At 62.2% G+C, this 13,632-nt stretch carries 13 protein-coding genes; 7 read left to right on the top strand and 6 right to left on the bottom strand.

Annotated features, from left to right (window positions below; all coding sequences use genetic code 11):
- Window positions 1-12 precede the first annotated feature (12 nt).
- From B0G80_RS39500 to B0G80_RS39515, 4 genes are all read left to right on the top strand, one after another.
- The gene (locus B0G80_RS39500; RefSeq protein ID WP_116123011.1) at window positions 13-1,371 is read left to right on the top strand and encodes an acyclic terpene utilization AtuA family protein; all 1,359 of its coding nucleotides are present in this window, start codon (window positions 13-15) and stop codon (window positions 1,369-1,371) included.
- Window position 1,372: 1 nt separating this feature from the next.
- The gene (locus B0G80_RS39505) at window positions 1,373-1,687 is read left to right on the top strand and encodes a hypothetical protein (RefSeq protein WP_116123012.1); all 315 of its coding nucleotides are present in this window, start codon (window positions 1,373-1,375) and stop codon (window positions 1,685-1,687) included.
- Entirely contained in the window at window positions 1,665-1,919 is a 255-nt protein-coding gene (locus tag B0G80_RS39510) for a hypothetical protein (protein ID WP_220377515.1), read from the top strand. Before B0G80_RS39505 ends, B0G80_RS39510 begins: the two co-directional genes overlap by 23 nt.
- A gap of 217 nt (window positions 1,920-2,136) precedes the next feature.
- Window positions 2,137-3,246, top strand: a complete 1,110-nt coding sequence (locus B0G80_RS39515) for an alkene reductase (protein WP_116123013.1) — start codon at window positions 2,137-2,139, stop codon at window positions 3,244-3,246.
- A gap of 132 nt (window positions 3,247-3,378) precedes the next feature.
- On the opposite strand, the gene B0G80_RS39520 is transcribed toward B0G80_RS39515, so the two are convergent.
- From B0G80_RS39520 to B0G80_RS39535, 4 genes are all read right to left on the bottom strand, one after another.
- Complete coding sequence (locus B0G80_RS39520) at window positions 3,379-4,401, bottom strand: LysR family transcriptional regulator (protein WP_408969134.1); 1,023 nt, start codon at window positions 4,399-4,401, stop codon at window positions 3,379-3,381.
- A gap of 68 nt (window positions 4,402-4,469) precedes the next feature.
- Window positions 4,470-6,011, bottom strand: coding sequence for an IS3 family transposase (locus B0G80_RS39525; RefSeq protein ID WP_116116775.1), 1,542 nt, complete (start codon window positions 6,009-6,011; stop codon window positions 4,470-4,472).
- Entirely contained in the window at window positions 5,966-6,178 is a 213-nt protein-coding gene (locus tag B0G80_RS48340; RefSeq protein ID WP_408969136.1) for a hypothetical protein, read from the bottom strand. Before B0G80_RS48340 ends, B0G80_RS39525 begins: the two co-directional genes overlap by 46 nt.
- 87 nt (window positions 6,179-6,265) lie before the next feature.
- Window positions 6,266-6,976 carry a FadR/GntR family transcriptional regulator gene (locus B0G80_RS39535; RefSeq protein ID WP_116123910.1) on the bottom strand — a complete coding sequence of 237 codons (711 nt, stop codon included), beginning with the start codon at window positions 6,974-6,976 and terminating at the stop codon, window positions 6,266-6,268.
- Between the two features lie 421 nt (window positions 6,977-7,397).
- Between B0G80_RS39535 and B0G80_RS39540 the strand changes: the two genes are divergently transcribed.
- The 3 genes from B0G80_RS39540 to kdgD all read left to right on the top strand — a co-directional run bounded on the left by B0G80_RS39540 (window position 7,398) and on the right by kdgD (window position 11,216).
- Window positions 7,398-8,729 (top strand): MFS transporter, encoded by a 1,332-nt coding sequence (locus B0G80_RS39540; protein ID WP_116123014.1) that lies wholly within the window; start codon window positions 7,398-7,400, stop codon window positions 8,727-8,729.
- A gap of 132 nt (window positions 8,730-8,861) precedes the next feature.
- A complete protein-coding gene (gene gudD / locus B0G80_RS39545; protein ID WP_106278608.1) occupies window positions 8,862-10,211 on the top strand; it encodes a glucarate dehydratase in 1,350 nt (449 codons plus the stop codon).
- Between the two features lie 87 nt (window positions 10,212-10,298).
- A complete protein-coding gene (kdgD, locus tag B0G80_RS39550; protein ID WP_116123015.1) occupies window positions 10,299-11,216 on the top strand; it encodes a 5-dehydro-4-deoxyglucarate dehydratase in 918 nt (305 codons plus the stop codon).
- Between the two features lie 145 nt (window positions 11,217-11,361).
- On the opposite strand, the gene B0G80_RS39555 is transcribed toward kdgD, so the two are convergent.
- Both B0G80_RS39555 and B0G80_RS39560 read right to left on the bottom strand, forming a co-directional pair.
- Window positions 11,362-12,870: an MFS transporter gene (locus B0G80_RS39555; protein WP_116123911.1), complete on the bottom strand. Its 1,509-nt coding sequence runs from the start codon at window positions 12,868-12,870 to the stop codon at window positions 11,362-11,364.
- Between the two features lie 304 nt (window positions 12,871-13,174).
- Window positions 13,175-13,630, bottom strand: coding sequence for a type II 3-dehydroquinate dehydratase (locus B0G80_RS39560; protein ID WP_106278604.1), 456 nt, complete (start codon window positions 13,628-13,630; stop codon window positions 13,175-13,177).
- Between the last annotated feature and the right edge of the window lie 2 nt (window positions 13,631-13,632).

Consider the following 13,632-nt stretch of genomic DNA (forward strand, 5'->3'; position numbering starts at 1 on the left):
GATGTGACCAGCATGACAGCCACTCAATTTCAACGGACCGTGCGTATCGGCGCGGGCGCGGGTTATTCCGGCGATCGCATCGAACCGGCGGTCGAACTGGCGGAACACGGCGCGCTCGATTACCTCGTCTTCGAGTGCCTCGCGGAGCGGACGATCGCGATCGCGCAACAGGCGCGCAGCAAGGACCCCGAGCTCGGCTACGACCCGTTGCTCGAAACGCGCATGAAGGCGGTGTTGCCGGCCGCGTTGCGCAACGGCGTGCGGATCATTTCGAACATGGGTGCCGCGAATCCGCTCGCGGCGGCGCGCAAGACCGCGGAAATCGCGCGCTCGCTCGGTCTCGGCGACGTGAAGATTGCCGCCGTCACCGGTGACGACGTGCTCGACGTGGTGAGTCAGGGCGATTTCAGTTTCGTGGAATCCGGAGAACGTGTCGCGGACTACAAGGAGCGGCTCGTGTCCGCGAACGCGTATCTCGGCGCGAGCGCGATCGTCGATGCGCTCGCGGCCGGTGCGCAGATCGTGTTGACCGGACGCGTGGCCGATCCTTCGCTGTTCGTCGCGCCGCTGATTCACGAATTCGGCTGGCGTATGGACGACTGGCAGACGCTCGGCCAGGCGACGGTGATCGGCCATCTGCTCGAATGCGCGGGGCAAATCACCGGCGGCTATTTCGCGGACCCGGGCTTCAAGGATGTTCCTGACCTCGCGAGACTCGGCTTTCCGATTGCCGAAGTCGGGCAGGACGGCGCCGTGGTCATCACCAAACTCGCGCAAGCCGGCGGACGCGTCACTGAAGCGACGTGCAAGGAACAACTGCTGTACGAGATTCACGATCCGCAGCGCTATCTGCAACCGGACGTGGTCGCGGATTTCTCCCAGGTTCGCGTCGCGCAGGAAGCGCCGGATCGCGTTCGCGTGAGCGGCGGGCGAGGCACGCCGCGTACGGATACGCTGAAAGTGTCGGTTGCTTATTTCGATGGCTATATCGGCGAAGGTCAAATTTCCTATGGCGGTCCGGGCGCGTTGGCGCGTGCGCGGCTCGCACTTGATATCGTGCGGGAACGGCTCGTGTTGACCGGCGTGGAGACGCGTGAATTGCGCTTCGATCTGATCGGCGTGAACGCATTGCATGGCGAAACCGCAGCTGCCGGTTACGCCGAGCCGTACGAGGTACGAGCGCGAGTGGCGGGGCGCACGGCCTCGCTCGCTCAGGCCGTGCAACTCGGTAACGAGGTGGAGACGCTTTACACCAACGGTCCGGCAGGCGGAGGCGGCGTCACGAAGTCGGCGCGCGAAGTCGTCGCGGTGCAATCGGTTTTGCTGTCGCGCGAGCATGTGACGCCGGCATTCTCGATGCTGGAGGCGTGAGATGAAATTACGTGAACTGGCTCATTCGCGCACCGGCGACAAAGGCAATACGTTGAACATCTCGGTGATCTGTTACGACGCGAAGCATTACGAACATCTACGCGCGGTACTGACGCCGGAACGCGTGAAGGCGCACCTGCGCGATGTCGTGCAGGGCGACGTGGTGCGCCATGAACTGCCCACCATTGCAGCGTTTAACTTCGTGCTCGGCAATGCGCTCGGCGGCGGTGTAACGCGTTCGCTCGCACTCGATGCGCACGGCAAGTCGCTCAGTTCGGCGTTGATGGATCTCGATGTCGAAGCGCCTGCCTCGTAGTGCGCTGATACGTTTGCGACTGCCTCAGGCGTCCGCTTCTTCCCAGGGCGGCACCGCCTCGATCGCGCTCGGCTCGCTTGCGAGCGGCACGGTGGTCGATTACTTCAGCATCGCCTCGACGATGCACTTCGGCGGCTTGCTCACGGTGCTCAGCCTGCTCGTAATCACGACGTTCGGCACACGTCACGCGAGCCTGAAGCACATGCTCGACAAGCACCCGGCGCGCTGTTGAAACACAGTTGCCGCGCCATCGAAACAATCGGTAACGGGTGTGCAGTCCAGCAGGCACAAGGGTTTCGGCGCATTGCGGACTGCAGGCTCCCAAGTCTTCGGAGCCGCGGCCCGTTTTTCTCGATGATCCGCGCCTATAGATTGTCAATCAACGCCAGACAGCGTTCGCAACGCTCGGCGGCAATCATTCACCGGATCACATCGAGAGAGAAAACATCATGAGCAAGCTCTTTACGTCGGTCAAAGTAGGACCTTATGAATTCGCGCACCGCGTGGTGCTCGCACCGCTGACCCGCATGCGTGCCGAAGACGGCGTGCGCCCTGGCCGCCTGATGGCCGAGTATTACGCGCAGCGCACGACAGCCGGCGCGTTGCTGATCGGCGAAGCGACCATTGCCGCCGTTGAAGGCAACGGCTACCTCGGCGCGCCCGGCCTTTACGACGACAGCCAGATCGCCGGCTGGCGCGAAGTCACCGACGCGGTGCACGCGAAGGGCGGCAAGATCTTCCTGCAGCTCTATCACGCGGGACGTCAGTCGAACGCTGAGTTGCAGCCGCAAGGGCGGCGTCCGGTGGGCCCGTCGGAAGTACTGCATGGCGGCGTCGCTTACATCACGGCCGGCTGGATTCCCAACACGCCGAATCGCGCACTGGAGATCGACGAGATCGCCGGCATTGTGGAGAGTTTCCGCGCGGCGGCTGAACGTGGCGTGAAGGCGGGCTTCGACGGTGTCGAATTGCATGCGGCGAACGGCTATCTGTTCGACCAGTTCCTGCAGGACGGCAGCAACAAGCGCACGGATATCTACGGCGGTTCGTTCGAAAATCGCGCGCGCCTTTTGATGGAAGCGACCCGCGCCGTGATTTCCGTGTGGGGCAGCGACAAAGTTGCCGTGCGTCTCGGGCCGAGCGGTTCGTGGGGCGATATGTCGGACAGCGATCCGGTCGGCCTTTTCAGCTACGTCGCGGCCGGACTGGCGAAGCTCGATCTCGCGTATCTGCATCTGATCGAGCCGCGCATCGCCGGCAATGTCGAAGATGAGAGCCGCAATCCGGATCCGGTCGCCGCGCAGACGATCCGCAAGCACTATGCGGGGACGATCATCGCCGCGGGTGGTTTCAAGCGCGATTCGGCGGAAGCGATCCTCGTCGACGGCGACGCCGACCTCGTCGCATTCGGTCGCGACTTTATCGCCAACCCGGATCTGCCGGAACGCTTGCGCCGTAATCTGCCGCTCAATGCGTACGATCGGCCGACGTTCTTCGGCGGCACGGAAGTGGGCTATACGGACTATCCGTTTTATGAGGAAGAGGCCGTGAGCGCATAAGCTCGCTGAAGGCGCGAAGCAGGATGTCTTGTAGAAGCCGGTGTGCTCAGTATATTGCTGAATACGCCGGCTTTTTCGCGCGGGGCGGTACGCGTTTGAAAGCGCCCGGGCGCCGACAGGCTTCATTCACATTCAAGCGCGGCCAGCGCCACGCGCTCGCGCCGCCGCTGCGGAAACCGGAAACAGATGCTCGCTCAGATAATCGACGAAGACTCGCGCTTTAGGCGAGATTTGACGGCCGGAAGGCCACAGCGCGCGAAACACAGTCGGGGTATCCGTGTACGTTTGCAGCACGGCAACCAGCGTGCCTCCCGCGAGCTGCGCGCGTATCGTGAAGTCCGGCACGCAGGCTAGCCCCAGGTCCTGTTCGGCAAGCATGGTCAAGGGCTCGACGGCGGTGGCGATGGCCGTGGTCGGAAGGTCGATGTTCAGCAACTCGCCGTCGCGCATCAACGGCCAGCGCCGCAGTTTGTTGGTAGTGGGGAAACGATGTTGCAGGCACGCGTGCTCGCGCAGTTGCCCGGGCTCGCTGGGTATGCCGCGCTGCGCGAAGTAGGCGGGCGATCCGACGATCACATGCCGGTACGTGCCCATCGTGCGCGTGACGAGCGTGGAGTCGATCGCGTCGCCGGTGCGGGTCACGACATCGAAACCTTCTTCGATCACATCGACCATGCGGTCCGAGAAGTCGATATCGAGCACGATGTCCGGGTACGTCTTCATGAAAGCCGCGATCACCGGCATCATCAACGTGCTGACCATCGGCATGCTGACGCGCAGCAGTCCGCGCGGCGCGGCATTGGCGAGCGCCAGTTCGATCTCGGCCGCCTCGATTTCTCCGATGATGCGCTGGCAGCGCGTCAGAAAGGTCGCGCCCTCGGGCGTCAGCGCAATGCTGCGTGTGCTGCGGTGAAAGAGGCGCACGCCGAGGCGTCCTTCGAGCCGCGAGATCGCCTTGCCCACCGCCGACGGCGAAATGCCCAACTGGCGTCCCGCTTCAGTGAAGCTGCGGGTTTCGGCGGCGCGCACGAACACGTTGAGCGAGCCGAAGCGATCCATCGCGCCGGGCGAAGCGCCGCTCTCGCCGTTCACGGTCTGCGCGGGTACGCGCACCGTGGCTGCGGCAAGACGATCTGGCTGATCGGGCTGCGTCATGGGAAGCTCCTTGTCAGGCCCGCTGAAAAAACGCTGGAAAGGGGGTGCGGCTAAATACTTGGACTGGTTTATGCTGCGATTCCCAGGCTCTCCCGGTATTCGAGCGGGCTGAGAGCGCCTAGCGAGACCTTGATCCGCTTCGCGTTATACCAGCGTATGTAGGAGTCAAGTACCTCAATGAATTGCTCGACGGTCGTAGTCCGCCAATCACGGGAATGGAACCACTCCGTTTTGAGCCGCCCGAAGAAGCCTTCGCAGGCCGCGTTATCGGGTGAGCATCCTTTGCGTGACATCGAGCGAACTAGTTTGGCATCACGTATGCGTGCGAGCCATCCAGGCCAGCGATAGTGCGCCCCGCGATCAGAGTGGACCACAGGCCGTTTATTACTGTTGGCTACCGTCTTGATGCCCTCATCAAGCATGGTATTTACAAGTTCGGCATCCGGCCGCGTGCCGATTGTCCAGCTCACCACCAGTCCATCGAAGCAGTCGATCAACGGAGACAGATACACCTTGCCGGCCGGGATCTGGAATTCGGTAATGTCGGTGAGCCACTTCTCGTTCGGGGCTCCTGCGCGGAAGTCACGATTGATGATGTTCTCCGGCGCAGGGCTTATTTCTCCGCCGTAGGAGCGGTAGCGACGTCGTCTTGCTGTGGCAGCGGTCAGCCCATCCTGCCTCATCAAACGTCGCACCACTTTCTCCGAGATAACGACCTTCTGCCTGCCCAGTGCAGCGCGTATCCGGCGATAGCCATAACACCGGTGATTGACTTCAAAGATGTCTGCGATGACTCGGCGAGCGCCAGCATACTTGTCGGCCACGAGCAGACGCGCACGATGATAGAAGTAGGAACTGCGAGCTAGCCCCAATACGGCTAAAAGCTCTGACAACGTGTAGGTGTTTTTCAGGACATCAACCAGCATCGTCTTCTCCCGGTTGCTCAGGAGTTGCGGGACGATGCCCATTCCTTTTTTTATCAGTTCGTTCGCCTTCTTCAGGATGTCGTGCTCGAGCTGCAGTTGCCGGACGTCGCGTCGAAGCGATTCGACCTGCTGTTCCAGTTTCGCACGCTCACTGTCAGGCGCTGGCTTCTTCTGGCGTTTCATGGATGCTGGGGCTTCACGACCGAGTAGCTGGTTCTTCCAATTGTAAAGCGTCGGCCTGCTCACGCCTGCTTTCTGCGCAAGCAGGCGCGCGCTTTCCTCTCTGGTGCACAGTTCGATGACTGCCGCCTGCTTCACCGCCGGCGATTTCGGAATGCTGCCAGTTGCTCTGCCGACAATGCGTTTTCCGATTTCGGGATGCAGTTCTTCGATCCAGGCGGCGAGCGTCCCGCGACTGGGATATCCCAACGCCCTCAAGGTTGCAGCAGCACAACGGCCCTGGCCTAAGTAATGATCGACGGCCACCTTCTTCCGTTCGGCCGAATATACCGGCCTGGAACGAACATAGCCGGTCCGCAAATCATGACATCGCTCGTATTCGAGATGCCACGATTTCAGAGAATTCTTGGTCGGATAACCCAGCTGTCGGATGGTCGCCCCGACGCGCTTACCCAACTTCAAATAAAGCCGGACCGCTCGCATGCGGTCTTCGTACGAGTACATGAACTACCTCCAGGTAGTCCAAGTTTTCGTCCGCAGCTCCAAAACAGCACTTCCTTCAGATTGACGACCGGCGCCGGATCGCGCTGCGCTTTGGCGAGCAGAAACGCGCCTTGCATCGACGACACGATGAACGTGGCGAGTTGCTTGCAATTCGTATCGGCTCGCACCTTGCCGTCCGGTTGGTATTTAAACCAGTACGATTGTATTTTTCATGAGGATGAAAGGCGGCAGAGAGCCGCCGGCTTAAAGGCGAATCAGCCGCTCGCCTGGCTCAACTCGTGCGCGCGGCGTAGCCGTTCGCGGCTATTGCTCAGGTGCATGCGCATGGCGGCGCGTGCGTCGTCCGGGTCTTGCCGTTCTATCGCGCGATAGATCATCTGATGCTCGCTGAGCACGTTGCGCAAATGCTCGATATGGTCGAGTTCCGCGATCTCCGCTGAGCCCAGACGCGTGCGAGGACTCACCGCGCGGCCAAGCTGGCTGAGCACGTCGAAGAAATAGCGATTGCCGCTCGCGCGTGCGATCTGCAAATGAAACTCGATGTCGTGCGCGAGCGTATCCGTGCTGCCGCGCTCGAGTTCGGACTCGAAACGCTCCAGCGCGGCGCGCATCTGCTTGAGATGCTGATCGGTGCGGCGTGCCGCGGCGAGTGCGGCGGAGGCGGCCTCGACATCGATGCGGAATTCGATGATCGCCATCACGTCCAGCATGCTGGAGAGATCGGCGGCGGGCAACTGCATGGTTTTTTCCGTGGCCGGCTCCAGCACGAAGGTGCCGATGCCGTGACGCGTTTCGACCACCTTGGCCGCCTGCAGGCGCGAAATCGCCTCACGCACCACGGAACGGCTCACCGAGAGCTGCTTCATCATCGCGACTTCGGTGGGAATACGGTCGCCCGGCCTCAGGGCGCCGCGGCGGATTTCATCGGAAAGGGTGGCCACCACCTTCTCAGTTAGGCTGCTCATTTCTGTGGCTGGTTGATTGTTCGGCTGGAAATGCGCACGTTGCGCGTGCGAGTCGCGACGTGTGACGCTCGGTATAGCCATCATAGCGTTTGTCCGGACGAGAACGATTTGATTCTCGCGTTGACGATGGTTTGCGGGGACGAGGTTCCACTGCGGCGTGCGCACCAGACAGCACGCTAATCTCAAAGGAGGTCGGACGTCCTATTTAATGTTATCTCCTTTTCTGCTCAAGGCCACGTTCCGCTTGGGAGCGGCCTAAACGGCGTGATTGCAGGGTAAACACGGCATTGGAAAGCATGAGGCAATCACGGTAGACTGTCGTCAGACAACGTATCACGCGTTTGGCGCGCGACTCAGCGCTCCTGAACGCGCCGTGTTGCGCTCGATCAGGCCGCCTGAGCGGCCGAAACTGGAGACAATCTTGACGTCTGCTCTCACCACCGCCGCCGATCCGCTCGAATCAGCGGTCTCCAAGGTCAAGCGGCACGTGCTGCCGCTGTTTCTGATCATGTTCATCGCGAACTACATTGACCGCGTGAACATCGGCTTCGTCAATTCGCACATGCAGACCGATCTCGGTATCGGCGCCGCGGCTTACGGCCTCGGCAGCGGTCTGTTCTTTATCGGCTATGCGCTGTTCGAGGTGCCGTCGAACGTGTTGATGCAGAAGTACGGCGCGCGCGCGTGGCTCACCCGCATCATGGGCACGTGGGGGCTGGTCGCGGCGGCGATGGCGTTCGTCTGGAACGACACCTCGTTCTATGTGTTGCGCTTTCTGCTCGGCGTTGCCGAAGCCGGCTTCTTTCCCGGCGTGGTCTTTTACTTCACGCAATGGCTGCCGCAGAAAGAACGCGGCAAGGCGGTAGCGGTTTTTCTTGGCGGCTCCGCGCTTGCTTCAGTGTTGTCCGGTCCGATCACCGGCAGCCTGCTGTCCATTCGCGGCTTCGGTTTGCACGGCTGGCAATGGATGTTTCTCGTCGAAGGCGGTTTTTCGATCGTATTGTGCGCGGTGAGTTGGACGCTGCTGAAGTCGCGAATTCGCGATGCCTCGTGGCTCACGGCCGAAGAGCAGCATGTGTTGCAAACTTCGATCGCGGCGGAGCAGGCCGAGCGCGAGGCGCATGGCGGCGCGCATCTGCCGGCCTTGAAACTGCTCAAGGATCCGCAGATTCTGCTGTTCTGCTTCCTGTATTTCGCGATTCAATTGACCATCTACGCGGCCACCTTCTGGCTGCCGACGATCATCCGCAAAATAGGCGGCCTGTCCGACTTCGAAGTCGGCATGCTCAACGCGATTCCGTGGCTTATCGCCATGTTCGCGATGTACTGTTTCGCGTTGTTGTCGGCGAAATGGCGCTTCCAGCAAGCGTGGCTCGCCGTGGCGCTCGTCATCGCAGCGTGTGGGCTGTTCGCTTCGACTTCAGGTGATCCGGTGCTGTCCTTCGTGGCGATCTGTTTCTCGGCGATCGGCTTCAAGGCGGCGGCTTCGCTGTTCTGGCCGATCCCGCAGGGTTATCTGGACGCCCGCGTGGCCGCGGCGGTGATCGCGCTGATCAACTCGGTGGGCAATCTCGGCGGGTTCTTCGCGCCGGCGGCATTCGGTTATCTGCAGCAGCACACCGGTTCGATTACCGGCGGCCTGTACGGCCTCGCGGTGGCTTCGTTGATCGCGGCGGCGGCCGGTTTCCTCGCGCGCAACCGGCGCGTGAATCACGCCGCGCTGCCGGAATCGCTCCAGCATAAAACTCACTGACTACACTGATTGACAGAGCCGCCCAGTATGCGTCACGTCATTGCCAGTTTCCGTCCGGTGCCGCTATCGAGCGCGCTCGCAAAGCGCCTCGATTTCCGCCGCCCGGCTCACTAACTCATCGGGTCCAACCTCATGTCCACGAAACCTTCCGAATCGAACGCTACGCCGGTCGTCACTGAACTGCGTGTCGTGCCCGTTGCCGGGCGCGACAGCATGTTGCTCAATCTGAGCGGCGCGCACGGCCCGTTCTTCACGCGCAATATCGTCATTCTGCGCGACAGCGCGGGGCACACCGGTGTCGGTGAAGTGCCGGGCGGCGAGAGTATCCGCAAGACTATCGACGACGCGCGTCCACTCGTCGTCGGTCAGTCGATCGGCAATCTGCAAGCGGTCCTGAACAAGGCGCGCACGCAATTCGCCGACCGCGACGCCGGCGGCCGCGGTTTGCAGACCTTCGATCTGCGTACCACCATTCACGCGGTGACCGCGCTCGAAGCCGCGCTGCTCGATCTGCTCGGTCAGCATCTCGGCGTGCCCGTCGCCGCATTGCTCGGCGAAGGCCAGCAACGAGACGAAGTGGAAATGCTCGGCTATCTGTTCTATATCGGCGACCGCAAGAAAACCGATCTGGAATATGCGAGCGGCGCCGAAGGCCGCGACGACTGGGAGCGCGTGCGTACCGAAGAAGCCATGACGCCCGAGGCTGTGGTGCGTCTGGCCGAAGCCGCGCAAGCGCGCTACGGCTTCAACGACTTCAAGCTCAAAGGCGGCGTGCTGTCGGGCGACGCCGAGATCGAAGCCGTCACCGCGCTCGCCGAACGTTTCCCGAAAGCCCGCGTCACGCTGGACCCGAACGGCGCCTGGTCGCTCGCCGAAGCGGTGCGCCTGTGCCGCGATCAGCACGACGTGCTCGCCTACGCGGAAGATCCGTGCGGCGCGGAAAACGGTTATTCAGGCCGCGAAGTGATGGCCGAATTCCGCCGCGCGACGGGCTTGCCGACGGCGACCAACATGATCGCGACCGACTGGCGCCAGATGGGTCACGCGATCCAGTTGCACTCCGTGGATATTCCGCTGGCCGATCCGCATTTCTGGACCATGCAGGGCTCGGTGCGCGTCGCGCAGATGTGCAACGACTGGGGCCTCACGTGGGGCTCGCACTCGAATAATCACTTCGACATTTCGCTCGCGATGTTCACGCACGTGGCGGCCGCCGCGCCCGGCAAGATCACCGCGATCGACACGCACTGGATCTGGCAGGATGGCCAGCGTCTGACGCGAGAGCCGCTGCGGATTGTCGGCGGCAAGGTCAAGGTGCCGCAGGCCGCGGGGCTCGGTATCGAACTCGACATGGACGAGATCGAAAAGGCGCACGCGCTTTATCAGCAGCACGGCCTGGGCGCGCGCGACGACGGCGTGGCCATGCAATACCTGATTCCGAACTGGAAGTTCGATAACAAGCGTCCGTGCCTGGTGCGCTAATCCAATCGATGATTCGTGTGGCGGCGCGAATCACCGCGCGCGCCCACCACGCCAGACGCCTTGAACGCTATACACGCCATACACGCCATGACTTCACCTCAAGAACTCAAAACCATCGTTTCCGAAGGGCTGCTGTCCTTTCCCGTGACCGACTTCGACGCCCACGGCGAGTTTCGCGCCGACACGTATGCTGCGCGCCTCGAATGGCTCGCGCCCTACGGTGCGACTGCGTTGTTCGCTGCGGGCGGCACGGGCGAATTCTTTTCGCTGACGAAAGCCGATTACATCAACGTGATCCGCACGGCGACCGACACCTGCCGGGGCAAGGTGCCGATTCTCGCGGGCGCGGGCGGCCCGACGCGCGTCGCGATCGACTACGCTCAGGAAGCCGAACGTCTTGGCGCAAGCGGCGTGCTGCTGATGCCGCATTATCTGACCGAAGCCTCACAGGAAGGCATCGCGGCGCACGTCGAGCAGGTGTGCAAGGCCGTGCCGAACATCGGCGTGATCGTCTACAACCGGGCGAATTCGAAGCTGAACGCGGACATGCTCGAACGTCTTGCGGACCGCTGTCCGAACCTGATTGGCTTCAAGGATGGCGTGGGTGAAATCGAAGCGATGGTAACGATTCGCCGGCGCCTCGGCGACCGTTTCTCGTATCTCGGCGGCCTGCCGACCGCGGAAGTTTATGCGGCGGCGTATAAGGCGCTGGGTGTGCCGGTGTATTCATCGGCGGTGTTTAACTTCATTCCGAAGACGGCGATGGAGTTTTACCGCGCGGTCGCCGCCAACGATCATGCAACGCAAGGCAGGCTGCTCGACGAGTTCTTTTTGCCGTATCTGGCAATCCGGAATCGTCGCGCGGGTTACGCGGTGAGCATTGTGAAGGCGGGCGCGAAACTGGTAGGCCACGACGCCGGACCGGTACGCGCACCGCTGACCGATTTGACGGAAGAAGAAATCGCGCAACTCGATGCGCTGATCAAAAAGCTCGGCGCGCAGTAAGCGGACGCTGGATTTGCGCCAATACAACGCCGCGATCTTCGCGCGGCGTTTGTCTCGACGGTTCGAACCGACCGCTGAGATTCTCCCGCAATGACGGCGACCGATAGGGTCTCCACGCGGTCTGCGCCGAGACCCGTCGCCGCCTTCAACTCTTGCGAAATACCACGTGAGAGATCCGCTGCACCAGCAACGCGGCCGCCAACGCAGCGACCGCCGTCAGCCACACGCCGATGTGAATCGACTGCACCAGCGCATCGCGCGCCGTGTCGATCAACGCGAGCGTATTGAGCCCGGATGGCTTCATATCCGCGATCAGCTTCAGACGCGACGCTTCATCGATGAGAATGCGCAGGTCGACGAAGCGAGGCCGCCATTGCGACGCGGCCGGCTCGCCGATCACGCTCATCGTGCGCGTGACCACGTCGCGGTAATGATGCTGCACCACCGTCGCGACAATGCTCGTGCCGAGCATCCCGCCCACCATGCGCGTGGATTGCAGCAGCGCGGTCGTGATGCCGAAGCGCTCGCGTCCGGCAATTTCCTGGCCGAACACATTCAGATTGTTGAGGATGAAGCCGAGGCCGATGCCGACTGCGGCCATCGGCAATTCGATCCAGACGTGCGGTGTGTCCGGATTCGCAAACGCCAGCGCGATGGCGGCGAACAGCAGCAGCGCAAAACCGATCGACAAAATTTGCGTGGGCTTCTTCATGTGAATCACGATGCGCGTATTCAGCAGACTGCCGAGCGCGATACAGGCGGCGATGGGCGTCGCCAGCAGACCGGCCTGTTGCGGCGACAATCCGAAGCCGCCTTGCAGCAGCAGCGGCGCGAAGAAAATCAGCGAGAACATCACGAAGCCGGACAGCATGCCGAGCGTAAAGAGCGTGACGAGTTGCGGGTCGTTGAACAGGTCGAGCGGAATGATCGGGTGGGTGGCGCGCTTTTCGCAGATCAGTAGCGCGATCGCGCCCACGATCACGCAAGCGGCCAGCGTGAGATTGCCGGCGGTCAGGCCGTTCTTCGGCACGGCTTCGATAAAGGCCTGCAGGCCGCCGAGCACCGCCGCGACCAGCGCCGCACCGAGCCAGTCGATTTTGACTTCGCCTTCATGCGGACGCCGGAAGGCCGGCAGATGTGCCCAGATGAAATACAGCGCCGCCGCACCGACCGGCAGATTGATCAGAAAGGTGGAGCGCCAGCCCCAGTGTTCGCTCATCCAGCCGCCGAGCGACGGTCCCGCCGCGGTGCCGATGCCGTACGCGGCGGCCATCACCACTTGCCAGCGCACTCGCGCGCGCGGATCGGGAAACAGATCGGGAATCGAGGCGAACGCGGTGCCCACCATCATCCCGCCGCCGACGCCTTGCAAGCCGCGTGCGATCACGAGAAAGAGCATGTCGTTCGCGACGCCGCAGAGCACCGACGCCACCGTGAACGTGATCACCGCGGCGATGACGAAGCGCTTGCGGCCGAAGTAGTCGCCGAGCCGCCCGAATACCGGCACGGTGACCACCGAAGCCAGCAGATACGCACTGGCGATCCACGCGTAGTACTCGAAGCCATGCAACTCGGCGACGATTGAAGGCAGCGCGGTGCTGACGACCGTCTGATCGAGTGCGACCAGCATGTTGACGAGGCCGATGCCGAGCATGGCGAATAGGGCGTTGCGGAACGGCAGGGCAGTGGCGGTCGGATTCACGGATCTGAGGGCAAGGCGTTTCAAGGCGGGCGCTGCGCGGCCGGCGCGGGTCAGGGTCTTGACGACGGTGTCCTCTAGTTGTCTGACCTCTTGCAGGGGATTATACGGGTTTCCCCTTAATCAAAACTATTCGCTGGGACGTCAGGACAGAAAAATGCCGTGCGCGGGCGGCACGGCATGGCGAGTGGATGAGACGGCAAGAGGCGCTTGAGTCACGCGCGGGCCGGGCGGCCCCACGCATGATGCCGTCTCGGCGTCAGGCGAAACTCGGACTTTTGCCGAGCGCCATCGCCATTGCCTGCAGCGCGACGAGATAGCCGTTCGCGCCGAGTCCGCAAATCACGCCGGTGGCCGCGCGCGAAATCAGCGAATGGCGATAGGTTTCGTCGCGCTTGTGGATGTTGGTGATGTGCAGTTCGATCAACGGTCGCTCGATCAGCTTGACCGCGTCGAACACCGGCACCGACGCGAACGAAAAACCCGCCGGGTTGATGATCACCGCGGCATCGCGCTCGAACGCTTCCTGTAGCCAGTCGACCATGGTGGCCTCGCTGTTGGTCTGGCGGAACTCGCATTGAAGCTCCAGCCGGACCGCGAGCGCCTCCACTTGCTGCTGGATTTGCGCCAGAGTAGTCGTCCCATACAGATGCGGCTCACGCTTGCCGAGCATGTTGAGGTTCGAGCCATTCAGTACATATACGAGTTCAGTCATTG

The organism is Paraburkholderia sp. BL6669N2 (assembly GCF_003387275.1).
GTDB lineage: Bacteria > Pseudomonadota > Gammaproteobacteria > Burkholderiales > Burkholderiaceae > Paraburkholderia.

Excerpts from the sequence above, each read along its gene's own strand:
- B0G80_RS39500 (WP_116123011.1), top strand. The coding sequence starts at position 13 with ATGACAGCCACTCAATTTCAACGGACCGTGCGTATCGGCGCGGGCGCG.
- B0G80_RS39505 (WP_116123012.1), top strand. The coding sequence starts at position 1,373 with ATGAAATTACGTGAACTGGCTCATTCGCGCACCGGCGACAAAGGCAAT.
- B0G80_RS39510 (WP_220377515.1), top strand. The coding sequence starts at position 1,665 with ATGTCGAAGCGCCTGCCTCGTAGTGCGCTGATACGTTTGCGACTGCCT.
- B0G80_RS39515 (WP_116123013.1), top strand. The coding sequence starts at position 2,137 with ATGAGCAAGCTCTTTACGTCGGTCAAAGTAGGACCTTATGAATTCGCG.
- B0G80_RS39520 (WP_408969134.1), bottom strand. The coding sequence starts at position 4,401 with ATGACGCAGCCCGATCAGCCAGATCGTCTTGCCGCAGCCACGGTGCGC.
- B0G80_RS39525 (WP_116116775.1), bottom strand. The coding sequence starts at position 6,011 with ATGTACTCGTACGAAGACCGCATGCGAGCGGTCCGGCTTTATTTGAAG.
- B0G80_RS39535 (WP_116123910.1), bottom strand. The coding sequence starts at position 6,976 with ATGAGCAGCCTAACTGAGAAGGTGGTGGCCACCCTTTCCGATGAAATC.
- gudD (WP_106278608.1), top strand. The coding sequence starts at position 8,862 with ATGTCCACGAAACCTTCCGAATCGAACGCTACGCCGGTCGTCACTGAA.
- kdgD (WP_116123015.1), top strand. The coding sequence starts at position 10,299 with ATGACTTCACCTCAAGAACTCAAAACCATCGTTTCCGAAGGGCTGCTG.
- B0G80_RS39555 (WP_116123911.1), bottom strand. The coding sequence starts at position 12,870 with ATGCTCGGCATCGGCCTCGTCAACATGCTGGTCGCACTCGATCAGACG.
- B0G80_RS39560 (WP_106278604.1), bottom strand. The coding sequence starts at position 13,630 with ATGACTGAACTCGTATATGTACTGAATGGCTCGAACCTCAACATGCTC.